The organism is Rheinheimera sp. KL1, assembly GCF_001275035.1.
GTDB classification, from domain to species: Bacteria; Pseudomonadota; Gammaproteobacteria; order Enterobacterales; family Alteromonadaceae; genus Pararheinheimera; species Pararheinheimera tangshanensis.
In genome coordinates this window covers 11719-37305 of the sequence record NZ_LAMX01000015.1, presented here as the reverse complement: position 1 = coordinate 37305, position 25587 = coordinate 11719, and the positions used below count along the sequence as shown (strand labels likewise).

The 25587-nt window shown below is 42.6% G+C and carries 25 protein-coding genes; 16 read left to right on the top strand and 9 right to left on the bottom strand.

The annotated features are described in order from the left end of the window. The 4 genes from leuB to WH43_RS07560 all read left to right on the top strand — a co-directional run bounded on the left by leuB (position 1) and on the right by WH43_RS07560 (position 3690). Positions 1-1083, top strand: a complete 1083-nt coding sequence (leuB, locus tag WH43_RS07575) for a 3-isopropylmalate dehydrogenase (protein ID WP_053424034.1) — start codon at positions 1-3, stop codon at positions 1081-1083. Beyond that, positions 1083-2504: a 3-isopropylmalate dehydratase large subunit gene (gene leuC / locus WH43_RS07570; RefSeq protein WP_286049563.1), complete on the top strand. Its 1422-nt coding sequence runs from the start codon at positions 1083-1085 to the stop codon at positions 2502-2504. Before leuB ends, leuC begins: the two co-directional genes overlap by 1 nt. Continuing rightward, positions 2504-3106, top strand: a complete 603-nt coding sequence (leuD, locus tag WH43_RS07565; protein ID WP_053424033.1) for a 3-isopropylmalate dehydratase small subunit — start codon at positions 2504-2506, stop codon at positions 3104-3106. The genes leuC and leuD overlap by 1 nt, the downstream gene beginning before the upstream one ends. 212 nt (positions 3107-3318) lie before the next feature. Further along, complete coding sequence (locus WH43_RS07560) at positions 3319-3690, top strand: DUF3718 domain-containing protein (RefSeq protein ID WP_053424032.1); 372 nt, start codon at positions 3319-3321, stop codon at positions 3688-3690. Positions 3691-3767: 77 nt separating this feature from the next. Here WH43_RS07560 and WH43_RS07555 read toward each other — a convergent pair whose 3' ends face one another. Continuing rightward, positions 3768-4751: an aq_1923 C-terminal domain gene (locus WH43_RS07555; protein ID WP_053424031.1), complete on the bottom strand. Its 984-nt coding sequence runs from the start codon at positions 4749-4751 to the stop codon at positions 3768-3770. A 131-nt stretch (positions 4752-4882) separates the two neighbouring features. Here WH43_RS07555 and WH43_RS07550 point away from each other — a divergent pair, with 131 nt between their 5' ends. From WH43_RS07550 to WH43_RS07535, 4 genes are all read left to right on the top strand, one after another. Continuing rightward, positions 4883-5509, top strand: a complete 627-nt coding sequence (locus WH43_RS07550) for a trimeric intracellular cation channel family protein (protein WP_053424030.1) — start codon at positions 4883-4885, stop codon at positions 5507-5509. Between the two features lie 133 nt (positions 5510-5642). Next, on the top strand, positions 5643-6095 hold the full coding sequence (locus WH43_RS07545) for a MarR family winged helix-turn-helix transcriptional regulator (RefSeq protein ID WP_053424029.1): 453 nt from the start codon (positions 5643-5645) through the stop codon (positions 6093-6095). Continuing rightward, positions 6092-7156, top strand: a complete 1065-nt coding sequence (locus WH43_RS07540) for an HlyD family secretion protein (RefSeq protein WP_053424028.1) — start codon at positions 6092-6094, stop codon at positions 7154-7156. The genes WH43_RS07545 and WH43_RS07540 overlap by 4 nt, the downstream gene beginning before the upstream one ends. A 32-nt stretch (positions 7157-7188) precedes the next feature. After that, on the top strand, positions 7189-8190 hold the full coding sequence (locus WH43_RS07535) for a DUF2955 domain-containing protein (RefSeq protein WP_053424027.1): 1002 nt from the start codon (positions 7189-7191) through the stop codon (positions 8188-8190). 36 nt (positions 8191-8226) lie between these two features. Here the strand turns inward: WH43_RS07535 and WH43_RS07530 are convergent, their stop codons facing one another. Next, positions 8227-8976 carry a TerC family protein gene (locus tag WH43_RS07530; protein ID WP_053424026.1) on the bottom strand — a complete coding sequence of 250 codons (750 nt, stop codon included), beginning with the start codon at positions 8974-8976 and terminating at the stop codon, positions 8227-8229. 45 nt (positions 8977-9021) lie between these two features. Continuing rightward, entirely contained in the window at positions 9022-9813 is a 792-nt protein-coding gene (locus WH43_RS07525; protein WP_053424025.1) for a transporter substrate-binding domain-containing protein, read from the bottom strand. Positions 9814-10121: 308 nt separating this feature from the next. Here WH43_RS07525 and WH43_RS07520 point away from each other — a divergent pair, with 308 nt between their 5' ends. From WH43_RS07520 to WH43_RS07500, 6 genes are all read left to right on the top strand, one after another. Next, entirely contained in the window at positions 10122-10982 is an 861-nt protein-coding gene (locus WH43_RS07520; protein ID WP_082335714.1) for a YifB family Mg chelatase-like AAA ATPase, read from the top strand. 286 nt (positions 10983-11268) lie between these two features. Next, positions 11269-11844, top strand: coding sequence for a YkgJ family cysteine cluster protein (locus WH43_RS19785; protein ID WP_082335713.1), 576 nt, complete (start codon positions 11269-11271; stop codon positions 11842-11844). Between the two features lie 83 nt (positions 11845-11927). Continuing rightward, positions 11928-12533, top strand: coding sequence for a hypothetical protein (locus tag WH43_RS07515; protein WP_152342808.1), 606 nt, complete (start codon positions 11928-11930; stop codon positions 12531-12533). A gap of 57 nt (positions 12534-12590) precedes the next feature. Next, on the top strand, positions 12591-14486 hold the full coding sequence (locus WH43_RS07510; RefSeq protein WP_053424023.1) for a hypothetical protein: 1896 nt from the start codon (positions 12591-12593) through the stop codon (positions 14484-14486). Positions 14487-14596: 110 nt separating this feature from the next. Continuing rightward, positions 14597-15130, top strand: coding sequence for a hypothetical protein (locus tag WH43_RS07505; protein WP_053424022.1), 534 nt, complete (start codon positions 14597-14599; stop codon positions 15128-15130). 552 nt (positions 15131-15682) lie between these two features. Next, entirely contained in the window at positions 15683-15883 is a 201-nt protein-coding gene (locus WH43_RS07500; RefSeq protein WP_053424021.1) for a hypothetical protein, read from the top strand. A gap of 149 nt (positions 15884-16032) precedes the next feature. On the opposite strand, the gene WH43_RS07495 is transcribed toward WH43_RS07500, so the two are convergent. The 6 genes from WH43_RS07495 to WH43_RS07470 form a co-directional block, all read right to left on the bottom strand. Then, entirely contained in the window at positions 16033-16842 is an 810-nt protein-coding gene (locus WH43_RS07495) for a TIR domain-containing protein (protein ID WP_053424020.1), read from the bottom strand. Positions 16843-16958: 116 nt separating this feature from the next. After that, positions 16959-17531 carry a hypothetical protein gene (locus WH43_RS07490; RefSeq protein ID WP_053424019.1) on the bottom strand — a complete coding sequence of 191 codons (573 nt, stop codon included), beginning with the start codon at positions 17529-17531 and terminating at the stop codon, positions 16959-16961. A gap of 543 nt (positions 17532-18074) precedes the next feature. Further along, complete coding sequence (locus WH43_RS07485) at positions 18075-18332, bottom strand: hypothetical protein (RefSeq protein WP_152342807.1); 258 nt, start codon at positions 18330-18332, stop codon at positions 18075-18077. Between the two features lie 363 nt (positions 18333-18695). After that, positions 18696-19796 carry a DUF2971 domain-containing protein gene (locus WH43_RS07480; protein ID WP_053424017.1) on the bottom strand — a complete coding sequence of 367 codons (1101 nt, stop codon included), beginning with the start codon at positions 19794-19796 and terminating at the stop codon, positions 18696-18698. 301 nt (positions 19797-20097) lie between these two features. Further along, a complete protein-coding gene (locus WH43_RS07475; RefSeq protein WP_053424016.1) occupies positions 20098-21831 on the bottom strand; it encodes an SNIPE associated domain-containing protein in 1734 nt (577 codons plus the stop codon). Between the two features lie 207 nt (positions 21832-22038). Further along, positions 22039-23310, bottom strand: coding sequence for a hypothetical protein (locus WH43_RS07470; protein ID WP_152342806.1), 1272 nt, complete (start codon positions 23308-23310; stop codon positions 22039-22041). A gap of 613 nt (positions 23311-23923) precedes the next feature. Between WH43_RS07470 and WH43_RS07460 the strand changes: the two genes are divergently transcribed. Together WH43_RS07460 and WH43_RS07455 are read left to right on the top strand one after the other, a co-directional pair. Next, positions 23924-24262 (top strand): hypothetical protein, encoded by a 339-nt coding sequence (locus WH43_RS07460; RefSeq protein ID WP_152342805.1) that lies wholly within the window; start codon positions 23924-23926, stop codon positions 24260-24262. 15 nt (positions 24263-24277) lie between these two features. Then, positions 24278-25579 carry a type II toxin-antitoxin system HipA family toxin gene (locus WH43_RS07455; protein WP_053424012.1) on the top strand — a complete coding sequence of 434 codons (1302 nt, stop codon included), beginning with the start codon at positions 24278-24280 and terminating at the stop codon, positions 25577-25579. The last annotated feature ends 8 nt before the right edge of the window (positions 25580-25587 follow it).

Below are 25587 nucleotides of genomic sequence, written 5' to 3'. Positions count from 1 at the left end.
ATGAAAAACTATAAAATTGCCGTGTTAGCCGGAGATGGTATTGGCCCTGAAGTGATGGCTCAAGCGTTAAAAGTACTGGCTGTGGTGTCTGATAAATTCGGATTCAGCATTCAAAGTACTGAAGCTTTAATAGGTGGCGCTGCTATTGATGCAACGGGCGCAGCTTTACCTGAAGCGACACTGGATTTATGTAAAAACAGTGATGCCATATTATTTGGCTCAGTGGGTGGCCCTAAGTGGACCAGCCTGCCCCCGGCTCAGCAGCCAGAACGTGCTTCGTTATTGCCACTTCGTAAAACCTTTGATTTGTTTTGCAACTTACGACCAGGTCAGATTTACCCGGCTTTTGCCGAGTTATCGCCTTTGCACCCAAAAATCAGCAGCCAGGGCATGGATATTTTATGTGTGCGTGAACTGACAGGTGGTATTTATTTTGGTGAAAAAGGCCGGACTGAAGACGCAGCTTTTGATACGCAAAAATACAGCGTCAGCGAAATTGAGCGTATCAGCCGGGTGGCTTTTGAAGCGGCGACTAAACGCCGCAATAAAGTCACCTCTATCGACAAAGCTAACGTACTGGCGACCAGCGTGTTATGGCGTGAAGTGGTGGAGCGTGTGGCTAAAGACTACCCGCAAGTGCAGCTGGAACATATGTATATCGACAACGCCGCTATGCAGCTTATTCGGGCGCCGCAGCATTTTGATGTGTTGTTATGCGACAACCTGTTTGGCGATATTTTGTCGGATGAAATTGCGGCCATTGCTGGTTCTTTAGGTTTATTGCCTTCAGCCAGCTTAAACGGTTCCAACTTTGGTTTGTACGAACCAGCGGGCGGTACTGCTCCAGACATCGCAGGCAAAGGCATTGCCAATCCAATAGCACAGATTTTAAGTGCTGCCTTAATGTTGCGTTACAGCTTTGGCGAAGAAGCTGCAGCCCGCGCTATTGAGCAAGCGGTAGCCAGTACTCTAGAACAAGGCATAGTAACGCGGGATATTAATTCAGCTTCAAACTATGGTACGGCAGATGTAGGCGCCGCAGTGATTGCTGCCTTAAACGCTATGGATACAAAGAGAGCTTAATGATGGCCAAAACCTTATATCAGAAAATTTACCAAAGCCATGTAGTGGCTCCGGTCAATGGCAGCACCGACTTGTTGTTTGTCGACCGCCATTTAATACATGAAGTGACCAGCCCTCAGGCTTTTGCTGGTTTGCGCCAGGCCGGCCGTACTGTACGCCGTCCTGATTTAACTTATGCCACTATGGATCATAACGTGTCCACTCAGCTGCGCAGCATAGACGCGGCGGGGGAAACCTCCCGTAAGCAGCTGGAAGCTTTAGCGGCCAACTGCAAAGAATTTAATGTGCCTTTGCTGGATTTAATGCACCCGGATCAAGGCATAGTGCATGTGATTGGTCCTGAGTTGGGTTTAACTCAGCCCGGTATGATTATTGTCTGTGGTGATTCGCACACCTCGACTCACGGTGCTTTTGGCGCTATCGCCTTTGGTATTGGCACCTCTGAAGTTGAGCATGTGCTGGCGACTCAAACCTTACAGCAGCAAGTGGCGAAAACCTTAAAAGTGGAAGTGACAGGTTCTTTATCACCTTTTGTAACGCCTAAAGATGTGATTATGGCGGTGATAGGCCAGTTGGGTACGGCCGGTGGTAATGGCTATGTGGCTGAATTCTGTGGCTCTGCTATTCGTGACATGAGCATGGAAGGCCGAATGACTTTGTGTAATATGAGCATTGAAATGGGTGCTAAAGCCGGTTTAATAGCACCGGACGAAGTGACTTTTGCTTATCTGAAAGGCAAACCTCATGCACCACAAGAGGATCATTGGGATGCGGCAGTGCAGTATTGGCAAAGCCTATATTCAGATGCCGACGCTGTGTTTGATAAAACAGTCACTATTGCCGCAGAGAACATCAGACCCCAAGTGACCTGGGGCACTAACCCTGAGCAGGTCATAGCTGTGGATCAGCCTATTCCTGCTCCTGAGTCCTTCAGCGATTTAATTAAGGCCGACGCGGCGCGCCGTGCTTTAACTTATATGGGCATTGAAGCGGGCCAGAAGTTAACCGACCTGAAAGTCGATGTGGTCTTTATTGGTTCCTGTACCAATAGCCGGATTGAAGATTTACGTCAGGCTGCTGCTGTAGTGCAAGGCAAACAAGTGGCGACCGGTGTGCGCGCTTTAATAGTGCCAGGCTCTGGTCAGGTGAAACGTCAGGCTGAAGCCGAAGGTTTAGCCGATATCTTTAAAGCCTCTGGTTTTGAATGGCGTGAACCAGGCTGCTCTATGTGTTTAGGCATGAACGACGATCGTGTTGAAGCAGGCCAACGTTGTGCTTCCACCTCAAACCGCAACTTTGAAGGCCGTCAGGGCCGTGGCAGCCGTACTCATTTGGTCAGCCCAGCTATGGCAGCAGCTGCTGCTATTGCCGGTCGTTTTGTGGATATTTCATCTTTTGAAAGCGCGGGGGGAAGTTACTAATGAGCCAGATTTTTGCACAAGGGCTGGTCTGCCCTTTAGATAAAAACAATGTTGATACTGACCAGATTATTCCAAAGCAGTTTTTAACTTCGGTCAGCCGCGAAGGTTTTGCAGAAGCCTTATTTTATGACTGGCGTTATCTGGCGAATGAACAACCTAACCCGGATTTTGTGTTAAACGAGCCTGGCTACAAAGGCGCGTCAATTCTGCTAACTCGCGCCAACTTTGGTTGTGGTTCCAGCCGTGAGCATGCGCCATGGGCTATTCAGCAGTATGGTTTTAACGTGATCATTGCCGAGAGTTTCGCCGATATTTTCTTTAACAATAGCATCAACAACGGCATGTTATTGATCAGCCTCAGTGCATCCAATATCGAGTTTTTATTCAGCCGCTGCCAGCAAGGCACACAGGAATGGAAAATTGATTTGGCCGGCCAGCAGATTATTTTAGGCAATAATGCCGCTGTAGGTTTTCAGATTGATCCTGATATCAAACAACGTTTGTTAAGTGGCCTGGATTTTATCGGCGCCAGCGAACAGTTCGCTCCACAAATCAGTAGTTTTGAACAACAGCGAGCTTCGTTACAACCCTGGTTAGGTTAAAAGCCAGCCTCATCTTTCGGGAGAGGATACACCTCTCCCCAATAATTACACAACAGCCCTCATCTAGCCGTCCAGCAGCAAACCACTGATTTTATTCAATTACTTGCTTATCTAAAAATGCAGGTAATACTTGGCAAAGTAGTACCCAACAGTATATAGTTTCATTATTATCAATTTTACCAATTCACCTATAACCTCTAAGGGGTATTTTTATGAAAAAGCTCGTTACATTAGCAGTAGTAGCCAGTGCTTATTTCGCAGCAGCACCGTTAGCAATAGCACAGGATCAATGGGCCACCTCTTTGTGCGAATACACCAAAGCAGACGATAAAAACCGCGTCCGTAAAGTGTTGTCAGATAACAAAGTCAACGTTCGTAAGGTTTATGACGCAATTCAATGCAATGGTGAGTCATTAATTAAATTTGCGATGCGCAGCGATGCTTATGAAACTGGCGCGTTTTTTGTAAAACAGATGCCAGCCAAGGCTTTAGTTGCAGAAGATCTGGAAGCCTGGGCAGCAGCCAATGGCTTTGGCGCTTCTCCACTGATTAACGATATCAAAGCTCGTATCGGTCAGGATTAATACTTTTGCTAAAAACGGCCCGACAAGGGCCGTTTTTTTAACCAGAACTGCTTATGCTGAGTTCAGCTGATGTACCGTTATTTTAACAAATTCCCGGAAACAGCATTGCCTTCAATAGTAATACCTGCGAACTCGATAAAATCTTCCGCAGTCTCAATTCCTGTCATAGCAGAGCCGTCCTGCATTTGAGAAAAGGTCGGAGGTTGTTGAAACTGGAAACTGAGCTTTAACCGCTCAGGCTGTTTTAAAAAATTCAGCACTGGCTCACTGATAACCGCAGGTATTTGCGGATTATGCATAATTGCTGAACTAAGTTGTTGTTGGGTGCTGGCATAATCTGTAGTGATTTGAGCTGCCGCCAGTTGATCAAACAGCTGTTGTAAAAATGCTTTATTCTCCACAACAATGGAACCACTTGCTACGCCTATGGCTCCTACTTTCTTCATTAAATCAGGTAGATAATTAGGTTGCTCAGACTGTCGCTGCTGCTGTTCGGGTGTCAGTCCATGTATATTTTCAGCAAACTGCCATAACTCCGTTACGCCGGTGAGTGCGAAACGATAATTCACACTAAAATGATGATCCACTCTTAATTCCTGCTGAAAAGTCAGGTCACCTGTTTTTGCTTTGTATTTGTACTGATAACTCATTTCCATCACTAAAGTGGCCAGATAGTCAGCCAGCTCTTTGGGTAAGGAAACCAGAGCCTGAGGAGCGAGCTTTAAATCTTTTAAACGGGCTGCACCATCTGCGGGTAAACCATCACGCTGTAAGCCAATCAGCTCAACCTGACCCACAGTGATAAAATCTCCCACACCTGCAATCCCGATAGTCAAATCCTGGATCTTGTAACTTGAGGTAATGACGTTGGCAGACAACTGGCTGTAACTCATATGAATAGGTGGCATATCGCCCTGTTCAGCTAATTGTAAATACTGCTGATTACTGCGCTCGATATGGCCAGCCATTAGCTGTTCTGCATGATGATTGGCATAGAAAAAACCCGCCACAGCACTGGCTGACAACACCAACACAACTCCAAGCCACACTTTTTTACCCATATTGCCTCTTCCTTCAACCAAACTAACGGCGTCATACTAGCATGAGCAGCAAAGAAAACACCTGCTTCAACCTGTGATTCAGTGTAAAAGCCTGTTAATTTAATGCCATTCATTTCAGCTTTTGGTGTGGTATGGAGCTCTATTTCCACTGGTTTGATTTATTAGGCATTGCCGTGTTTGCAATTTCCGGTACTTTGGCAGCCTGGCGCAAACAAATGGATGGTTTTGGTGTGATAGTGCTGGCGACAGTCACAGCCATTGGGGGTGGTACTTTACGTGACCTGATCCTGGACTCTCCGGTGATCTGGTTGAGCAACAACAGTTACTTCTTAGCCATATTTGTGGCTGCAGGACTGACCATTCTGGCCGTCCGCAACAGATTGCTGATCCCAAACAATACCTTACAAATTGCTGATGCTATTGGTCTGGCTTTTTTTGTCATCATGGGTACACAAAAAGCGCTGGACCACGGCACCTCGGGTTTTGTTGCCATCATGATGGGCACGATGAGCGGAGTCTGTGGAGGCATGATCCGTGATGTGTTATGCCGTGAAATTCCGATGGTGTTTCGTGGCGAACTCTACGCTATTACCTGTATTTTTGGTGGTTTGGTTTATGTGCAGTTGCTCGGCTTTGGCATAGCGCAAATGCCCGCGATGCTCATAGGGATGACAGCTTTATTAACCTTACGCTTAGCCGCCATTCGCTGGCATTTGACCATACCTGTATTTGGTAAAAAGGCCGACGACCTGCGCTAACTTGCTGCCCAGCAGTAAGGTCACCTGTACTTTTTTATTTACACAGAAAATGAGGCTATTCGTGCTTCAGCTTGAAATTGATTAGGAAGCTAACTAAAATACCGTTAGATTCCTAATTATTAACAGGCAAATTATGAGTTTCCAAAGTTTAGGTCTGCAAGTTCACCAGTTATCCCGCCAATGGCGCTGTTTGCTGGATAAACAATTAGCTTGTCAGGGGCTGACGCAAAGCTCTGGCATAGCACTGGTGTACATCGCTGAAAATCAGGGCTTTAGTCAAACTGAACTAGCCCGTCTATTGGCTGTAGAAACTCCCTCTTTAGTTCCGGTATTGGACCAGTTGGAAAAGCAAGGTCTGATAGAACGTCGTCCTTCAGAACAGGATAGACGGCAGAAGGCGTTGTATTTATTGCCGGCGGCTACAGATTTAGTTGCTGCTATCAATCAACAACGCCGGGCACTACAACAGCAATTATTAGCCAAACTGACCCCGCAACAGCAGCAGGATTTGCCACTCTTACTGAGTTTGGTATTGCAACAAGCCGCAGTACTTTTACAGGATCAAAAAGCCGGAGATTTAGCATGAGCGCCGAGCAACTGTTTAATCGCTGGATCAAATGGACCTTAGTACTGTTTGGACTAGTCTTTGGTTACTATCTGGCTACAGATTTATACATGCCAGTCACTACAGACAGTCTGGTACAACGTTACGTGGTGCAGGTTGCGCCGCAGGTGCCTGGCCGCGTGGTCTCTGTTGCAGTGCAAAATAATCAGCAGGTGAAAAAAGGCGATTTATTGTTTGAACTGGATCCAACGGACTACCAACTCAAGCTGGAGCAAGCTCAGCTACAACTGGAGCAAAGCCAGCAAAATAATCGTCAGTTAAGTGCTGCTTTGCAAAGTGCAACGGCACGTGTTGATCAGGCACGTTTTGCTTTACAGGAAGCACAGAGGGAAGATCAGCGTTATCAGCAACTCTACAGTCAAAACCTAATTCCTCGCCAGCAACTGGATCAAAGTCAGACTGCCGTACTCAAAGCCAAAGCAGAGCTACAGGCCAGTACCGCAGATTTAGCGGAACGTGAAGCTGAACTTGGGCTACCCACAGAGGAATTAGTACAAATTAAACAAGCCCGGAATCAGTTGGCCTTAGCACAACTGGAACTGGACAGAACAAAAGTCTATGCCGATGTCGATGGCATAGTGACAGGTTTACAACTGGAGGTCGGTACTAATCTGGCGAGTCATCAGGCCACTGTCGCTTTGGTGTCTACTCAGCAAAGTTGGGTCAGCGCTTTGTTTCGGGAGAAAAGTCTGCTGCATGTGCACCGGGGCACTGAGGCACTTATCACCTTTGACGCTTTACCAGGTGAAGTATTCACAGCTTCAGTGCGCGATATTGATGCTGGTGTAGCCAATGGCCAAAGTACACCGGATGGACGCTTAGCCACCGCTGACAGCAGCAGCCGCTGGGTTCGTGATGCCCAGCGTTTAAAAGTCAATCTGGCGATGCAACAGCAAATGCCACCTGCTTTAGTGGTAGGCTCTCGCGCTACAGTGCAACTGGTACCGCAAGAAAACAGCTTGCTGGCCGCTTTGGCGAAAAGCCAAATCCAGCTGATTAGCCTGCTGCATTATATCTACTAAAATGATGTTGATGACAGGGTACAGAGCTCACTATGTTTGCTTCCACTCCTTTTAATAAAGTACTACGGCTGGCCTTTGGTGCCAGCCTCGGTTTACTGCTGGCTAAACTGACTAACTCCGATCAATGGGGCGTGTTTTTCACCATCAGTCCAGTACTGCTGTTAGGCTTAATCCCCAGACTGACCCCTTTTGTGGTACTGCAATACCTGACGGCAAACCTGCTGGCTGGTGCTATGGTATTGCTGTACAGCTGGCTCGGCGCTTTAAGCTTTGTCATGACACTGCTGGTGTTTGTGTATTTTCTCTGGTTATTCCGCCTGATGGCCAAAGGAGCTTTTTTTGTTTTTGCCGCTATTGCCATTATTAACGGTAGTATCTTTTTGCATTTTGCCAGCTACCCCAGCATGGATCCTGGTCAAATGCTGGGCAATGCTTTATTGGCCGTATTATTGGCTTTACTTATTGCCTGTACCATGATGTGGTTATTTCCAGTACCAGAACAGCCAATGCAATTGCCTCCTGCTAAAACAGCTATTGAGCAGCAGCAACAAAGTCTGGTGGCTGCATCTCTGGCCACATTATCTTTTGTGACCTTTCAGCTATTGGACTTACAGGATTCACTGTCAGCTCAGGCGAGTAGCATCCTGATCCTGCTGCCGATGAGTTTCACTGGCATAGTACAAGCGGGTATCAAAAGAGCCTCTGGAGTCTTGCTCGGATCAGCTTATGCCATAGTCGCTCAGTTAGTGTTATACGACAACTATCAGCACTTGCCGTTAACCATGCTGGCATTCTTTTTTGGCATGTTGATTTTTGCCAGAGTGCAGCAACTGGAGGGGCCAGGCTCCGGGGTGGCTTTTGGCGGCATGACCACTATGGCCATTATTTTTGGTCAGTATTTAAAGCCGGATCAGGATCTGATGTACAGCGCTTTGTACCGGATAAGCTCAGTTGGCGTTGCTGTAGTTTTCACTTTGGTGCTCGCAACAGTCCTGTATCTGCAACTGGAAAGAAAAAGCCCCGTCAGTCGTTGACTCACAGGGCTTTTTTACATCAGAGGATGAGTTTATTCAGTCCGTCATGGCTTTATGCAGTTTCACCGCATTGCGACCTTTACGCATGCGGATATTAATCATCTCTACAGCGACAGAGAACGCCATAGCAAAATAGATGTAACCTTTTGGTACATGCACATCAAAACCTTCGATCATTAAAGTCACACCGACCAAAATCAGGAAAGATAACGCCAGTACTTTAATAGAAGGGTGCGCATCCACAAAATCACCAATAGACTTAGCAGCAAACATCATCACTAAAACAGCGGCGATGATAGCAATAGCCATAATTTCAATTTGATTGACCAGACCGACAGCAGTGATCACTGAATCTAAAGAGAAAACGATATCTAAGATAGCAATTTGGATTAGCACCATAAAGAGGTTATTCGCGACCACTTTAGGACCAGCGTTCTCTTCTTCATCTGAACCTTCAAGGCTATGGTGAATTTCCTGAGTCGACTTCGCCAGCAGGAACAAACCACCTCCTATTAAGATCACATCCCGGCCCGAAATCTCATTACCCAATACAGTAAACCAGGTTTCCGTTAACCCCATCACCCAGGAAATTGAGAACAATAATGCCAAACGGGCAAACATGGCTAAGCCTAACCCCATACGACGGGCAAAAGCACGCTGATGTTCAGGTAAACGCCCGACCAAAATAGATAAGAAGATAATATTGTCTATGCCCAAGACAATTTCTAAAGCTGCCAGAGTACCCAACGCAATCCAGGCCTCTGGACTTGCGATCCATTCAAACATATCAAGTTCCCATGATTTTAATTAACTGGTGCTAGTGTAGCGACTTTATTGCTGAATATCAGCTGTAACCTTGTGGCCATCAGGCACTTTTGGCAATTGTTCCCTGTATTCTACCAAAGCATAACGCTGTTTTAACTGCTGGATTTGATCCTGTTGTTCTATCAGAAACTGATTAAAACGCCGTATTTGTTCCGGATGTTTATGGCTGGATAAATGAAAAGCAAGATTGGTAAAAGGTAAATGCTCAGCCATAACCAAAGCACCAGATAATTTCATTTGCTGAAGATGATACAAAGCGACATTGTATTCGACGTTCGCAGCATCCACTCTGCCCCGGATAGCCATACGTAAAGCAGATCCGGCATCTGGTACATCCAGAATCTTAAACTTGTGATGTTTTTTTAATTCCATCCACAGCGTCGGCGAGAATCCATGGATGTTTGCCAGCACTTTAAACTCATCCATCGTCATACGGCGCTTTTCTGGCAAGACCATAGTCGCGCCCAACGTATAAATCACCGGAGCACTGTAATACTTAGCGATGCTTGAATCTATACCTAAATGAGGTTGCCATGCTCTGTTGTCCGGATAGACAAAGTCTGTCAGCTCAATTGAGTCTTTGTATAAACGTTTAACCGGCAGAGCCTTAAAGACAAACTCATCGCCGCTCCACTGGCTATAAAGTTGTATTAAATCGAAGAAATAACCTTTGGGTTGAGCCGATTTAAAATCGTAATGCGGGTAATAGTCCAGCTGCTCTATACCAATCACATAGGTTTTAGCCTGCAGGCTCCAACACAGACCACAATTGAACAGCAATATCAATACAAAGCGCATGGGACTCCAATGTGTTCACTGATAACCAGATCAATATCAAGCTGTATTTAGTTACACTCACCTCATCAGATAAAACAGCGAAGATCTAATTTATTATTATGCTGTTAGAGGAATAGCAGCAAATGCGAGAAATGAAAGTACTCCGCAGGTATTTCGTGGTAGAACAAGCAAAATAGTGCCGATAAACACAGATTTAACCACAGAGTGAATAAGGCTACCAAGACGCTTTTATCAATTCGCTGTGACTACTGGCGAACTGAAGTTTAAAGGTTAAAATTAAGTAAACAAAAACTATCTAAGGATAGACTATGGCACTGGCCTTAGTTCACAGCAGAGCCCGCTGCGGTTTACAGGCACCACTGGTCACAGTGGAGGTTCATCTGAGTCGTGGTCTACCTGGATTTCAGCTGGTAGGCTTGCCCGAAACCTCGGTCAAAGAGGCAAAAGACAGGGTACGCAGCGCTCTGATTAATAGTGGTTTTGAGTTTCCGGATCATAAAATTACCGTCAACCTGGCGCCTGCCGACCTTCCCAAAGAGGGCGGTCGTTTTGACCTGGCAATAGCACTTGGAATCTTGCATGCGAGCGGCCAGTTACAAGCAGATTTATCGGGTTATGAGTTTTTTGGCGAATTAGCCTTATCAGGTGAAATTCGCAGTATAGTCGGCGAAATCCCTTTGGCTTTGGCCTGCAAAATGGCCGGACATATCGCCGTATTTCCTTTACAAAATGCGATACAAGCGCAACAAATTCCCGATATGCAGCTGTATGGTGCAGAGCATTTATTACAACTCCATGCGTTTTTATTGCAACAACAGGCCTTACCCGCTATACCTGCCATTCCAGATATTCAGGCTGAATTATATCCGGATCTGGCCGAAGTCCGTGGTCAGGCTCAAGCGAAAAGAGCACTGGAAATAGCAGCTGCAGGTGAACATAATTTGCTGATGTTTGGCCCGGCTGGTACAGGTAAATCTATGCTGGCTCAACGTTTACCTGGTATTTTACCCAGTCTGAGTGATCAAGAGGCGCTGGAAACCGCAGCGATTTATTCAGTAGCTGCACAACCCCGCACCTTGCAACAATGGCATCAGCGGCCCTTTCGTCAGCCTCATCACACCTGCTCAGCAGTAGCTTTGGTTGGGGGTGGTTGTCATTTTCAGAAATAATTGAGAATGTTCAGAAATTAATGAGAACGAACGTTGCTGCCGCCGTATGCAAATGTTCTGCTGCTGAAAGGTTGCTTTACTCTTTGAGCTGATAAACCAAATTAACAGCGAATTGGTTCTCGGTATGACTGAGCAATACAAGTAGGTAAAACTCACCTCCCTCAAAAAACCGAAGTCGTCTGATAACAAGCGCAGACTTCATGTTTAAAAAACGCAAAATTATTAGTTGAAAAGTTAGGTCCATTAAGTGCATTCTTTAAACATCTAAACTCTATTCCAATTTCAGATGACCATTGAGAACGAAAAAGCTGTAGCAACACGAAACTCGGAAAAACTACGAGAAAGCCTACCTAAGAATCTCTCGGAGAAAGAGAGTAAGTTCTTTCAGCAGATAGCGAATGCCAAGACCAGTCCACTGAAAAAATTAGAATCGATTTATAACTTAACAGATGATTTGTATAACTTTGCCTCTCGCTTCACCCCTTGCAAAAAGGGCTGTAGCTCATGTTGCTACTACCCGGTGTCGATAAGTGAGCTTGAAATTTCTTATATTGAAAAAGTAACAAAAGTGAAGAAAAACAAGGCTCAAATTGCACCACGGGAGTTTCACGGCTTGCCGTGTCCATTCCTGCAAAATAACGCCTGCTCTATATATAGTGCACGTCCGTTCGCATGCCGTAAACATATTGCTTTGACCCCCACCAACATGCTGTGCACACCAGAACTGGCGAACACAGTGTCTTTACCCAAAGTAAAATTTTCCAATATTGAATTGGCCTATGCACATATACATGCTGAAAGCTCAAGCCCAAATTTGGTTGATATCAGACAAGCTTTTGGTAAAGAAAACTCTTTGTGGTAAAGCGATTCAAATAAAATCTACCTTAGTTTTCAAAGCGATTACCTCAGAAGAAGTAACCTTCTGAACCAAGAAATGGAAATCAGTTGTCTATGCAGATTTTTAAATACCAAGAAAAAAATATCATTTTCTCAGTCATCCAAGGAGTGGTGTTAGGGCAAACCAAATATACAGAAACTCACGTCTCATCCAGTGGCGGCGGTGGCTATGTTGGTAAGCACGGTGGGAAAATTGAAGCTCCAACAATCGACTCAGAAATCATCACAAAACATGAGTTTTGGATCAAGAAAAGCGATGGTGTAGAACAGTGTATTAAACTCACTGACTGCGATATCCCAGTCCGAACAGGGCAGCACGTATCAGTCATATCAGCAAAGCTGCAAGACTCTAACAAAAAGCAATTTGTGGCGTTGATAAATCATAACGCTAAAAGACATTGGATGATTAACACTGCAGAGGAGCTAAACAAGCAACTTGGTATAGAGACAATAACGGGTATGTCACTGATGATATCTATCGGAATTTGGTTTCTGCTAGGAATGCTTTTTAGCTCCGTTATTTTCGGAGGACTGGTTGCATTCATTACATTAGCCACGAGGGCAATAATGAAAACCAATAAAATTACGGAAGTAAACGACAATCTTAAAAAACACATCAACCAATTAATTCGTGATATTGAGAGCCAATGTTGAACATCCCTAGCCTGCACTAACAGATGTCGCTGATTCTATAAGGAGTTTCTCAACTTTATGATAACCATTAAAAAATTTACTCCTGATGAAGGTTTATGGGTAATTGTTATTGTAACAGGTGAACTTAAAAAGCATGAGCGCCACGCTCATCGCTCACTCGTTAGCTTCATGATAGCGCCTAGCTTAGAAAATGAAGTAGAACGGTTAGGTAAAAAGAGTGACCTTATAGAGTATGACCCCAAAAAGTTACGCGTTGTCTGGACTTCCATTGAGCATCTTCCCATCCTAATACCAGGCTCAGTCTGGACCGGCGTTGACGAGAAAGCTGATACATGTGTTTATTTGCCACAGAAAACTTTTTTGACTGAAGTCACCTACCCAAAGCGGCCTGAGTTTATTGATTTAGGAAAAGCTGAGTATACCGATACCAAAGGTGTCGCCCACCCTTATCTCCCCAAAGATACGTATCCATTAGGTCAGGGGCTCGGAGCAAAAGCTATTCTATTTGATTCTCCAAGCGGTAAAGTAATCATTCCATGCAGTGAAATACTCAGAGCAGAGTATGGATCTGCTCCAATCTTACTTGAGGCTATCGTCAGTGGTTGGTTTGAAGACTCAACGTTGATAAGAAACATTATAAACGTTGGAAAAACGAACGAAGGTATTGTAGAGCGAAGACAAGCAGGACTGAGTGACCGATTCATTCAATTCGGCAAAAGAGTGACAAGTACAAGCAAAAGGGCTCTGGCTATGCTCTACAATATTCATTTTACTGAGTTCACAAGAGATAGAGTTACTGCGTGCTATTCAGCTATAAAGGCAGCTAAACCGTACAATAGAAAAGTACAAATAGCTCCTCCAAGCCACGGAAAAGTCCAATTAGGTATTTCTGGGGTCCGCTATACTCTTAAAGATGGCACTAAAGCGACATTTGTACTTTCAATTAGAAGTTCTACTTGTAGCATAGCGGTAAAAGACTTCGATTGGTTTATAGATAATGACAATGGACAATCAGAAAATCAGCCTGAACCGCTAACCTCAGCGTTTCCTGACCTTCCAACAGAGCTCAGATATGAACAAACTGTCGAAGATGATATACATCTATCAACAGAAGACGCCTCAACACGCAAGTCTGTTACAACGGTTGCGATACCAGGAGTGATTCATTCAGATCAATTTGATATTAGGAAAATAGAAAAAACTGAACAAAAAAGTGAAAACACAAAAGGTAAGATACCTGAGACCCCCACAACTGCCGTAGGGCAAGAGAAAAGCAAAGATGGTTCGCCAGATACTTCTCTTATGGACTATCAGTTCGACTATAGCAATCAGATAATTAATCCAAGAGTCCCGAGCAATATCGAGAACTTGGTGAATGCACTAGAAAAGATGCTGAACTCGGATAGTGATTTTTGTAAAGAGATTCATTGCACCCCACTTAAGTTGGGAGTGTCATTTTTGCACAGGAATATAGTCTTATCACGAGAAAACCCCAAAAAGGAAGTGCCTATTCACATCTCTGACTTACCTAAGAAAATCAATGATGTCGAGTATGATTTCTGTAACATTACGATAAACGGAATATCATTAGCACGAAAAATCTTAATCGTATTAATGTGGTATCAAGGAAAACGTTACGCTCTAATTGAAGCAGAACGAGAAGAAGTCATTCCAGGCAATGACAAAACATCACTTTCCTCGACTTATATATGCAGACACGTAGATAGAGATAATTTGAAATTCAAAGACATCAACGCAATAGTCGCCTCAGTCTGTATGAATGGCCCAACACTAATCCCAGCCGATGCTCTGCCGATGTTTGTAAGAAAAAGATTAAAACATACGGAAAAGGACCGTAAACACAATAGTAGTCTTCCAAATAGATTAAAGTCAGCAATCATTGCTTTATCGGAAGAGCCAAGACCTAAAAAACTTCAGGGGAAAATAGGCTGATGACCAAAGGGACCTAGTTTTTATTTACGATTAGCAAAATAAAAATGGCAGAAAATCTCTGATTTGCGGGCATTCAGCTTTTTATTAAGTGTTAGGCATTAAGGATAAATATGACCAATAAGTTAAGTATTTGGGTCCCAGTAGGAACCGCAGTGCTCGCATTTATAGGAGCTTTAGCAGGTACGTTTATCTCAGGTTCTATGCAGGAGAGTCTTTGGGTGCGCCAATCGTCCTATGAGGAAAGAGGATTGATTTTAAATCAAAGAGTTAGCTTGATTGAACGTATGTCTATAATTATCAATAAAGGCCCTATTATGGAAGCCATCCAAGACTATGCGACGCTTCAAGCAGATTTAGCAAAATTGAATGTTGGCTGTATTAAATCGGATGGTAAAGGCGGCTTAGATCAAAGAGAATGCTTTCCGCACGCCCCTCCATTAGAGAGTACTAAATTCATTAATGGTCGTGCTGAACTGAATGCCGAGTTCGCTTCTACAATGCAACTAGCTTCAATATATTTTGGGCCAAAAACTAAAGAAGCTATTGTGCAATACATTGCTGCACCTGAATGGTGGAAGGCTGAATCCAAACTTTCAAAAGCTGTTTTATCAGCGATGCATGAGGAATTAGCTTACTTCGAATAAGCATGCCTTAGACCCCCCCGGAACTCTGTTGCTCGCTCAATTACTATGAGAACAAAGACCGTCATGTAAAAATTGGAGGCAAAATCGTCACATTCGCGCCAGTAGGGCGTTCGAGATGTTGGAGGTGACTTTATCTCCAAAGTTTTGTACTATTAATGGGAGTGTGTTTGCTTCCCCCCGCTCATAAAATCCAGATGGGAACTGCGTAGGCACCGTGCTGAGGGTCGGCTTGTAAAGAGCGAGTACTTGGTGGTCATGCAGCAGATGACCTAATTATCAATCTGAGTGAAAGATAGCTTATAGGGGTTCCATGGACACCTTTGTTCATGGAACTAGCACTCCCACACTCAGTGTCTCGGCACATCGTCTATTAAGCTAGTCTTCGATTATCGCAACATTGCGTTTATTAACAGTTGTTTAAACTCAAAGAGCCAACATATTTAGGGCAATGAGACTGAAACCCTCTCGAATCATTGCTCAATTAGCCAACTATAATTTCCTAGCAGAGCCTAAATATATATCTGTAGCTGCGAATGACAAGAGTGGTGCCATATGATTCAACTGCAACCAGGAATGCAGTTAACAGAGATAATCTGGGATCTCAGCGTTACAGAGTTATCAGAGAAAGATGCATTTTATTACTACGAGCAGCGATGGCGTTATGTTCAGAAAGATTTGCTGTCGAAAGACGAGGAACAGTTGATAGAGCAACTCATAGTTGACCATGGCAATGGAATCTTTTTACCTAGATAACGTGTTTTGAATCTAGCATGGCAGTCAGTTATGAGCGAGAAGTGGATATTAACGCTTAACGCCCGCAGCACGCACAGCTTTGTAGTGCTGGCGAAGCCGAAACGAAAAAGACATCGCCTTGCCTACGATTGTTAGAACTTGGATGTTTGCTAAATGAAGTTATTGACTGAATAGCCACAGGCCTTTAATTCTTTTGCCACTTCAGTTTTCCATGCGCCTAATTGATCCAAGGTGACGTATACGATACCACTTACATCATTTGGAGTCTCAATATCACCTTTTACAAGTGAGCATACATTTTGTCTGCCTAGTTTAGCGATAAGGTAACCATGCTCAAATACGACATTTTGTCGCGCTCTACTTTTAGGGCTAACATTCGATTCATGAGCACCGCGCCCATGGTCACAAGCGGTGTATAGAACAAGGGCAAAATCCGCATCATTGGTATAGTGTTCAATTTTTTCAATAATCGTCATGCCCACGCTTGCTTGTTCATGCAAGATAATTGCTTCAAGACCTAGCTTTTCAATAAACCGGCTGACTTCTTGCTTCGCCTCATTATCCCGCCCATGCACAATAAACACTTTTCGTTTATTTCTTGCCACGACTTTTGACTTGCGGGGTAATACGTTCTGAAACGATCCAACCTGTTGGGTTGTCTGGATCGATTGACCAAACTCAAGCATATCAAGCACAGGGGTAAATTCCTCAGATAGATATGTTCTTCGTTCAGCATATGTACCAAATTTTTGCTTAATAAATCCCCAAAAGGTATCAAGGCTTCTATGTTGCTTTAACCATTGAGGAAGCAAAGGAGAAACATTTGGATTGCTTAATAGTTCATGGCGTAGACGCTCAAACTCCCTTGAATCAGCAGCTAATTTAGTAGCCCTTGAAGTCAAAAGATGAACAAGATAACTAACCTTGTCGAAGTCACTTTCTAAAAACTCAATGCTCAAATCTAAGTCCCTTGCTTCATTTTATCTTCGTAAGCAGCCTAATACCCCTGATCACTATCAAATGACTGCTGGCTAAAATTGAGAGTCTCGAAAATAGCCAGTTGTTATTTGTTGAATTAATTGGCTTGTGGGATCACTATATCGCTTAATAATTGGAAGATTGAAGATGCTAAGAGTGAAGCGGCAACTCCGAGTACGAAAGAAATAGCTAAATTTTTGTTGTTTTTACCTCTACTAGCTAATGATATTGCATCCATTTTTTCTTTTAACGTATCAACAGACTCCGTTGCTACTGAATTCAATATCTTAACCTTTTCTTCAAGCTCAACCTGCAACCTGGCATTCTCTTCAATGTCTTTTTGGAGCGTCGTTATATATGATGTCACCTCATCTAAAGATGATTTAAATTTACCTAGCTTGACCAATTGATCAGAAAGAGAAGTGTTACTAGACGTTTTATCCCGCTGCTTTTTCGACCAAAAAAAATAAGGTATAAGGCCCAAAATTGGAAACAAAGATGCCAATATATAAAGAAAAATTTGATAAAGGGTGCTATCTGGTTTTACTCCAATCGACTCTATCAAAGGCAAAACATGGTATCCAAGGAACCAAGCATATTTAGGGGACAGCAAATACAGGACTATCAATAATGAAATAAGTAAAATAGCTTTTTTAACATTCAGCGGCATATAAAATCCAATTTAAAGTAGAGAGAACACTCATAGTTATTAGTAAGACTGAAGTATTTTTAATATTCATTTCGCCTAGCATATGTGTTTTGGAAAGGCTCGCTTTCTCTATTTTTACCACATGTTCAACTATGAATCAGCTTATTGATAAAAGTTAATGACCATAAACTACTCATAACAGCGACCAAAAGCGTGCTGGCACATTATTACGTTCCTTTGGCATGTTAATTTTAGTATGGCCAACACTAGGCATATAAATTAGATCATTTTTCCTTCTTCAGCAACAAATAAATATGCCTGTTGAATGGTTCAAAGCTGGCCTGTTTTATAGTGAAAGCAGATAACACCTTTTATTTATCACTATGCTCAAGCAAAGTCTGCAATTGGCATAAAACCAATCAGCGCTTTGAGCGATTAGCGGTCATTAGCTCCCCGTTAAAAGACCAAGAATTGTTGGCTAGAATTAGCGACTAAAGAGAAAAATACAACTATTTTTTGTCTTTTTAAACGATTTGTTATTTGTATTGATAATTTATTCAATACTTACTTTATTTTTATTCTACGTCGTTTCTGCTCTTCGTTTATCTTATTTGAGTTCGCCTCTACTATCTTATTTTGAACACAATTCAGTAACTCTGTAACGTCTTTAGGCTTACCTTTCAAACAACCTTCAACAATTGATTTCAAATCATCTAAGTTCTCAATACCACCTAATTGCTCAAGTAACTTTTTAAGATCTTCGTCAGAGTAATTCTCTTTCAGAATTTTTCCCAATAGGGTATTCAAGTCTTCTAAATTCAAAATTATCACCATTTTAAGCAGTGTTTTTCATACAGGTTCGAGGAGCGAGCTCTCGGCACCGATTATGCAAATTGCCGCAACTTATTATGTTCCGTAGCTAATTAATTCAACCCTTAACTGCAACATTGAGTTACAAAAATCATGAGCCAAATCTACCGTATCTGAAAAAATACTTTATCCAGTCATCAATCATATCTGGCTGACATCAACGAATTTCCTACGAATTTCGTTGATGTCTACATACTCGTAGCCTGCTTCCAGGCAACAATTATTACGACTCAAACGAACCCCAACCTTTGGCTTAAAATACCAAGCGTTAAAATAGCAAGCGTTGCAAATCAATCGTAAATGCTTTCTAAACTCTCACTTCATCGAAGTGATACCCAGCTCTTTTAGTACTGCATCTAAATATTCGTTTTCCAATATTTGTTTCATTACCTGGCTTGAGCCAACGCCAACTATAATACACTTCGCCCCCGAACTTATTTCTACCTTACCAGCACTAGTTAATTTAGACTCAAACGTTAGGAATGCAGGTTGTCCTACAGGAAGTAAAAATGAATACTTTTCAGCCAGCATCGAAGTAACTTTTTCTTTGTAACTTTCTGAGCAATTTGAGCCAAATATAACTCCTTCTATAGCATCAGGCGCGTGATGGTATATCTGAGTTTTAGTGCTTTGAGGAATTTTAGACGAAATAGAAACTCTCACAGAACCAAAACTTTCACTTAGCAAAAGCCGCACTTCTTTTTCATACGACCAAAAAGAACTTTTGTTCAATAAATTACGCTCAATAAGACTAAGCATTGAGCTAAAATCTAACATATCTACTAATTTATCTTTATCTTGGTAACAAACCTCTGCAAATTTAAACTTCTGTGAGTTACCTATATAGATATTTGGGCGAAGGTTGATTGTTCCCTCTGTTATGCCTCTATAAATTAAAACACACCCTCTAAATCCTCCACCATAATGGGCCCACATTTGAGGCTCCAAAGGATCTTTAGAAAATGAACAACTGTAATAACGCTTATCCCAACCACGAACGAGCTTTTCCTTGAGAAAGTGTACACATAGCGCGCTTGCAGCCTCTGGTTTTTCGAACATACTATCTCGTTGAGTAATCAAGTATTTTTCAAAAACTTTGACTAAATAATCTTTTTTTTCATCTAGCACAGGTGAAATACCATAACTACTATGAACAACAACTTTTTTAAATGCGTCATTCAATTCTTGAATCAGATTATCATTATCTACATCAACAACTTTAGATAAATTCCATGTATCAAAAGGCTCACCACTTTTTAATATACTCTTCCACGCCTCCTTATTGTCACCAAAATATGGCTTGACAACTAAATCATGTGGATCGTTTAGCTGTTCATTTGACGCAAAAAATATTTCATCATATCTAAGGGATTTCTCAAAGTAAAAATCTGGTCTGTAATATTTATATAAACGCATAAACTTATCAAGTGATCCCCAAAAAAATTAATAGTGCAAGATATATCAATGTCGTGATATTTAATTTGAATTAAATGTTATTTTTTCATACGAAAATAATGCTAACGTACCCATATTTCAATGATTTTCTCCACAATATATAAAACTGCAAAGGCAGTACGCCATTTATGTTTCTATAAACTGAAAAGCTAAAACTATAAATTTGACAAGTAGTTACACGTAGTTTTAGCTAAGAAAATTAGTTCTCAGTGGGCATTTGATGTAATGCATTGATCCGATTTTGGCACAAATCAGCATTCTCTCATTCAATATCTTCATCTTCACTAAGGTCTGCTTGTTTGTTCTCAATCGCTAGTTCTATCTGGTGCCTTGTCCACTCGGCGGCAACCAAAGGGTCTTCCTCAATTCGTTTTTCAATTTCTAATGTTTCACGATATTCGGCCGCTTCAGCCTGCAGAGTCCACACGGCTTCCTGCCCGCGCTCTTCGATATGAGATTTGATATCGCTGATATTCAATCTGAAGAATTCTTTTCTTGGATTCACCTTATTTAACTGTGCTCGGAGGAAGTAGCGATGTAAATCTCGTTCGAGAGCTGGGGCATCTTCACTCCAAATCATGGCATGGACGTCAAACGGGAAAGGAACACTGGCATCACCCAGCTCTTTTACCCGGTCTAGCGGTTCTAATCTGCGAGTCATACCAACTTTATAAACATTTTCCCCAAAGGAGCCTAGATTGGAAATGATGTATACATGCCCAGTTTTGGTTTGCTGGGCCATGGACAACGCTCTTTGGTTTTTCGATTCTGCATCTACCAACTTTTGTTGCAAGTCTGCTAGTTTTGCCTCGAATTCAGCGCGTTGGTCTTCACTGGCTTTTTCTAACTGGCTTTGCAGTTTTTCCAAAGCTTTTTGAATTGCAGCCTCTTCTTTTGCTGCGTCTTTAATTGCTCGCTCATATTCACGCCTGGCTTTTTCTTCTTCTCTGATTTGTTCGCGAATGCGGCGTTGCTCTTCTTTTTCTTGTTCACGTATTAGATTCACCGCAGTTAACCAATGCAGTTCATCTAACCGAGATTGAAGATATTCCTCGTTGATTCGTGCACTTCTAAACGCCTTACCATTATGGTTGACCAGAGCAAAGGCATCACGGATCTCCGCTTCAAGTTTACCGAAGTTGTCTGTCTTGGAGCGTGAAAGAACGGAATCTACTTTGCCATTAAAGGCATCAATGACGAAATTAATGGCCGTTACTGCTCGATTTCTTTCAACATAGTCGCATGTCGCAGCGCGCTCTGACGTCACCATCAATTTGGTTCGTTCTCGAGCTCGTTTTAATTCCTGGCCAGCGTCTTTGAAAGCATACATCTCTGCAAGTTCGTCTAGTAATCCGTAGGTTGGCTTCAAATGCTCATCACCGTATCCTGTGACTGTATTTTTGAGTGCTTCAATCACCGCTTCCAACCGGTCAGCCTCTCTAAGCGCGCGATAGGCATCACCAGCAATTTCCTCAGCATTTTGTTGGGCTTTACTTATAATGAGCGACGCTTGGGTATTTGCTTCATCAAGTGAAGCTTGCACCTTCTCACGCTTTAACTTAGCGTCCGCACTGACCTCTCGTCTTAGGGTTTCTGCATAAATCCGAGCTTGCTCGGTAATTTGATTTGCATCTTGATTTGCGTCATTAATTAATTTATTAACCAAATCTTTAGCTTCGTCTGTGTTTCTGGCTATTACAGTCTGCAGACGTTCTAGTTCTTGTGTAGTGTCTCGGATATCACAAAAACGACTCAGTGATTGAACTTCTTCAGATAAATCAGCGGTTTTCAATTCAAGCTGAGAAATTAATTCGCGCGCTGTTGCGACATCAATTTCCTGTTCACGAATAACTTGTTGAAGTGCAGAGCGTTCGGCAAGCAAAGCAGATACTTGGCTCTTAAAGGATTTATTCCGTTTTGACTGGGAGCGAATAATCAGAACTAAGACGATAAAAATACAGGTAAAAACTAGCGTGGTTAAAAGTGCATTATCCATTGCAAACTCCTTTTTTAGGAACTTTGTACATCTTAGAACTGAATTTGTCTACTCTTTGTCACCGCGGGTGGTGGCAGTTCGACGCTCTCTCTAACATTGAACTTTAGATCTTAGGTAAATGAGAGCGTGAAGCGGAAGTTAATGTCTGCACTTTCGGACGGTTTGGAGCGCAGCAGAAAACCAGCCCAAAACATGCAATTGTTAGATCTAATTTGCAGAAATTTGCACATCTTCAAGCCCCCACATTTTCCATATGTTCGAAAAATAGCAGGATTTCCCTTGAGCAAGTCGCGCCCAAGGGGCTGATTGACAATTATCATCTGGTGTACAACCAGAGTTTTCGTTCGCACAGTGTTCTTTTAATATGCACCCCAGTTGCTTACCTCGTACTATTTCGTGAAACGAAAGAATAGCGGGATACATTAGGGGAGTAAGAAACGATTTCTCTGAATCTTTGAGCCAAGCTTCAAAGTTTTGATTAAAAACAACTGGCATTCCTATACTATGGATAAAATCCATTAGCGACTTCCTAGACTGATTTTTATTTGCTCCCCACAGTCTAGCGGATATCGATTTATCACTATTTCTTATTCCTCTCGCCCTAATGACCATACCGCTAGCCCATTGCTCTTCTTTCAAAGGGGAAACAGTGAATAAATCAATTAACTGAGACTCTGCCGATTTAGAAGCATTTATGTACTCGACACTAACTGACTCCGATTCTAAGGTGAAATTATTTAACACATATCGGTAACATTCATCTGGGCTTTTGAATACGAGCCCAAGTTCATGGATTTTTCTAAGACACTCGACAAATATTTCAGCAGGGTTGTAGTACATTAATGACGCTTCACACAACTCACTAATTGCGAACCTATAGTGAGAAATACCGGGGCATAAATGCTCGGCTAGCATCAACGCAGCATCGTATGGAAAATTTTTTCTTCTTTTTTCTTCTCCGTATATTTCGCTTTCAATTAAGTTCGCCATGCTTTCATAAATAGCCATTGCCCCAAAATGAAAATCTTCAGTTACACCAATCACCGAGCTCCCATACCTGATATAGAAATATTTTACTGGGTTTGGAACGAGATCCACTTCCATCTGGCTTTCAATTACCTCTATGACGGCATAACTCTCAGGAAACTCTTTAAATTTTTCGGCATCATCTCCAACATACAATGAAAATAGATCATTATTAGCCATTACGGTATCGCTGAGATCGCTACTCAATAATGGCAACCGGACAGGACCGATCTTTTGCCTTAGCGCATGGTTCTGAGACTTAATGACATCGATACATTTTGAAATATTAATTAGCCCGTATGTAGTACTCACGTCCTGTAAAAAATGGATCAATTCGTGAGCGAAAACTCTCTCATTTACTGTGTCTATAATTTTTTCAATAGGTAAGTCTATATCAACCTTCATCATGAAAAAGGCTGGAACATAGAATCCTAAATCTCTATTGAGTTTCACTATCACCCATAACCTTATGCCCGTCACAAACGCGAGCAACTTGTTGCAAGTTGTTCTTACCCATAAAAAGTCGACTCTCGGTTATGCACGTTTGCATGCCGGCATTATCAGTTTTTACCACCGTAAGTCACAGGCTCAGCTCTCGAACAGAGACAAAAAGCCTTCCGGTTCCTGCGGCTCGCCTGACTTTTACAGCTACAGTGCCCTCAATTGCTGAGAGCTTCAATGACAACCAAATTTGCGTCATAGATTTCAAGTAGCTCATCATGAGGGCTAGTGCCTTCTTCGGCAATTTGGCCGCAATAACTCCGGCCAGCTGCATTATTTCGGCAACATTAGATATGGAAGCGCCTATTTTCGATACTTCTTACTTTTAGCACATTGAATTCCATATGGGCCACAAAGTGCTTAAAGTTTTATGTGATATTGATGCTCTAGATGACAAGATATCACCGTTAATACGCCAAATAAAAATTCATTAAGATGAACTTTGCTATGGAAAAATTTATTTTTATCCACTTAGATGAATTAATTCCGTTGCTTATTTCATTATTGTCAACTATTGTTTGATTTAATCTAGATTAATTCATCATAATGAATTTTTGAGGCACTTATGGAAAGTAATTCTATCTCGTCCCAAGAATCGACATTGCGAGAACTCGCTGCAAAACGGGCTCGCCTCGTGAATGAGCTAAGTACACTTGATGTATTAATGCAAGACGCTATTTCTCAAGCAGCTCAGCGCTCTTATCAACCGCTCTCTGAAAATACACTTTCAGATATGATTGATGCAAATCTTGGGACATTACAAGTATCAGAGCTCACTGCAATTTGTGGTATTTCTCCTGGAACTTACTACAACATCCGCACCAAACCAGACACTGTATCAGTGGGCAAGTTAAGCGCCCTACTTAGGGCTATTGGCTTGCAACTTTATATAGGGAAGCAGTAGATAGAGGGGGCTTTGATGCAAGAAAACCGAGTTGGTTATGTATATGCTGGGGCCCACTTCGCCGGTGCTTTGAAGGAATTCATTGTCCAGGGAGGGTATGAATACGTCTTCCAATATGCCCCTGAATATCTCACGAGTGGACTCGCGCAGATTGGAGTGAATCTACCTCTCACTGTTACTCCCTTTGAAAGCCGTGCTCTCCCAACATTTTTTTCGAACTTAGTAAGTGAAGGGTGGGTAAAACGCCATCAAGCTAAACTTGCCCGATTAGATCAAGATGACAAATTTGGACTCCTGTTGGGGCACGGGGAAGAACTGATTGGACCGATACGAATTCTAACCGAGATGCTTCCTGAGCATCAGGCAGAACCAGAAAATCAGCTCATTCCTGCTAAAAGTCTCAAAGGATTTCAAATAGACTTTCCTCGAGAAGAATTTAATGAAGTTGCGATAGCATCATTAGGTAGAGCCTCGATTTCGGGTGTCCAGCCCAAGATGTTTTTAACGCATAAAGCAGGTGCTAAAAAAATGCTCACCAATGCGATGGGCATTGGTCCCTATATTGTAAAACCATCTCCAAATGAATTTCCTGAGTTGGCTATTAATGAATACATCATTATGCAGCTCTGCGACAAGGTAGGTTTCAATGTGGCTGACCACTATTTAGTGCCTTTCTCCTGTGGCGAGATGGCTTATGTGACCAGCAGATTCGATATTGACCGTACCGGCAGGCACATTGGTTTCATTGAGGATATGGCATCCGCGATGGATGTATCTCCGGGCAACAAAAGCAGTGAGGCATTATCATATGAGCGTATGCTCAAAACAGCATATGTGTGTTGCGGCAGGCACATGCAAGTCCTCAAAGACGGTTTTCTACATGTATTAATGGCTTACATTGTGGGTAACAATGACCTACATCTTAAAAATATGAGTTTGATAAGGCCGATGCATGATTCGGCAGCAACAGGCTTTACCAAGATGTACGATATGGTCTCTGTGGCTCCTTACAAAGAATACGACGCTTCAGGTGAGTTGAGCATCTGGTTACTCCAAAGTGAAGTCGATGATGCATTCAGTACGTCTTCCTATGAGCAGTATGGCTATTACACTGGGCATGATTTTATGCAACTGGCCAATCAATTGTCTCTTGGTGAAAAGGTGGGGCAAGTATTGATGGATAAGCTGGTCACGAAGATATACAAATGTATTGAAAAGGTATTGGCTGATTCGCCGGGCACAGAGCAGTTGAAGGATGTAATTCGCACACGCATTCAAAATAGGATTAACACTCTTTATCGTAAAAAACTCAGCTAAGACGCGGC

What these genes read in the sequence shown, in the direction of transcription:
- leuB (WP_053424034.1), top strand. Translation starts at nt 1, where the DNA reads ATGAAAAACTATAAAATTGCCGTGTTAGCCGGAGATGGTATTGGCCCT.
- leuC (WP_286049563.1), top strand. Translation starts at nt 1,083, where the DNA reads ATGATGGCCAAAACCTTATATCAGAAAATTTACCAAAGCCATGTAGTG.
- leuD (WP_053424033.1), top strand. Translation starts at nt 2,504, where the DNA reads ATGAGCCAGATTTTTGCACAAGGGCTGGTCTGCCCTTTAGATAAAAAC.
- WH43_RS07560 (WP_053424032.1), top strand. Translation starts at nt 3,319, where the DNA reads ATGAAAAAGCTCGTTACATTAGCAGTAGTAGCCAGTGCTTATTTCGCA.
- WH43_RS07555 (WP_053424031.1), bottom strand. Translation starts at nt 4,751, where the DNA reads ATGGGTAAAAAAGTGTGGCTTGGAGTTGTGTTGGTGTTGTCAGCCAGT.
- WH43_RS07550 (WP_053424030.1), top strand. Translation starts at nt 4,883, where the DNA reads ATGGAGCTCTATTTCCACTGGTTTGATTTATTAGGCATTGCCGTGTTT.
- WH43_RS07545 (WP_053424029.1), top strand. Translation starts at nt 5,643, where the DNA reads ATGAGTTTCCAAAGTTTAGGTCTGCAAGTTCACCAGTTATCCCGCCAA.
- WH43_RS07540 (WP_053424028.1), top strand. Translation starts at nt 6,092, where the DNA reads ATGAGCGCCGAGCAACTGTTTAATCGCTGGATCAAATGGACCTTAGTA.
- WH43_RS07535 (WP_053424027.1), top strand. Translation starts at nt 7,189, where the DNA reads ATGTTTGCTTCCACTCCTTTTAATAAAGTACTACGGCTGGCCTTTGGT.
- WH43_RS07530 (WP_053424026.1), bottom strand. Translation starts at nt 8,976, where the DNA reads ATGTTTGAATGGATCGCAAGTCCAGAGGCCTGGATTGCGTTGGGTACT.
- WH43_RS07525 (WP_053424025.1), bottom strand. Translation starts at nt 9,813, where the DNA reads ATGCGCTTTGTATTGATATTGCTGTTCAATTGTGGTCTGTGTTGGAGC.
- WH43_RS07520 (WP_082335714.1), top strand. Translation starts at nt 10,122, where the DNA reads ATGGCACTGGCCTTAGTTCACAGCAGAGCCCGCTGCGGTTTACAGGCA.
- WH43_RS19785 (WP_082335713.1), top strand. Translation starts at nt 11,269, where the DNA reads ATGACCATTGAGAACGAAAAAGCTGTAGCAACACGAAACTCGGAAAAA.
- WH43_RS07510 (WP_053424023.1), top strand. Translation starts at nt 12,591, where the DNA reads ATGATAACCATTAAAAAATTTACTCCTGATGAAGGTTTATGGGTAATT.
- WH43_RS07505 (WP_053424022.1), top strand. Translation starts at nt 14,597, where the DNA reads ATGACCAATAAGTTAAGTATTTGGGTCCCAGTAGGAACCGCAGTGCTC.
- WH43_RS07500 (WP_053424021.1), top strand. Translation starts at nt 15,683, where the DNA reads ATGATTCAACTGCAACCAGGAATGCAGTTAACAGAGATAATCTGGGAT.
- WH43_RS07490 (WP_053424019.1), bottom strand. Translation starts at nt 17,531, where the DNA reads ATGCCGCTGAATGTTAAAAAAGCTATTTTACTTATTTCATTATTGATA.
- WH43_RS07480 (WP_053424017.1), bottom strand. Translation starts at nt 19,796, where the DNA reads ATGCGTTTATATAAATATTACAGACCAGATTTTTACTTTGAGAAATCC.
- WH43_RS07475 (WP_053424016.1), bottom strand. Translation starts at nt 21,831, where the DNA reads ATGGATAATGCACTTTTAACCACGCTAGTTTTTACCTGTATTTTTATC.
- WH43_RS07460 (WP_152342805.1), top strand. Translation starts at nt 23,924, where the DNA reads ATGGAAAGTAATTCTATCTCGTCCCAAGAATCGACATTGCGAGAACTC.
- WH43_RS07455 (WP_053424012.1), top strand. Translation starts at nt 24,278, where the DNA reads ATGCAAGAAAACCGAGTTGGTTATGTATATGCTGGGGCCCACTTCGCC.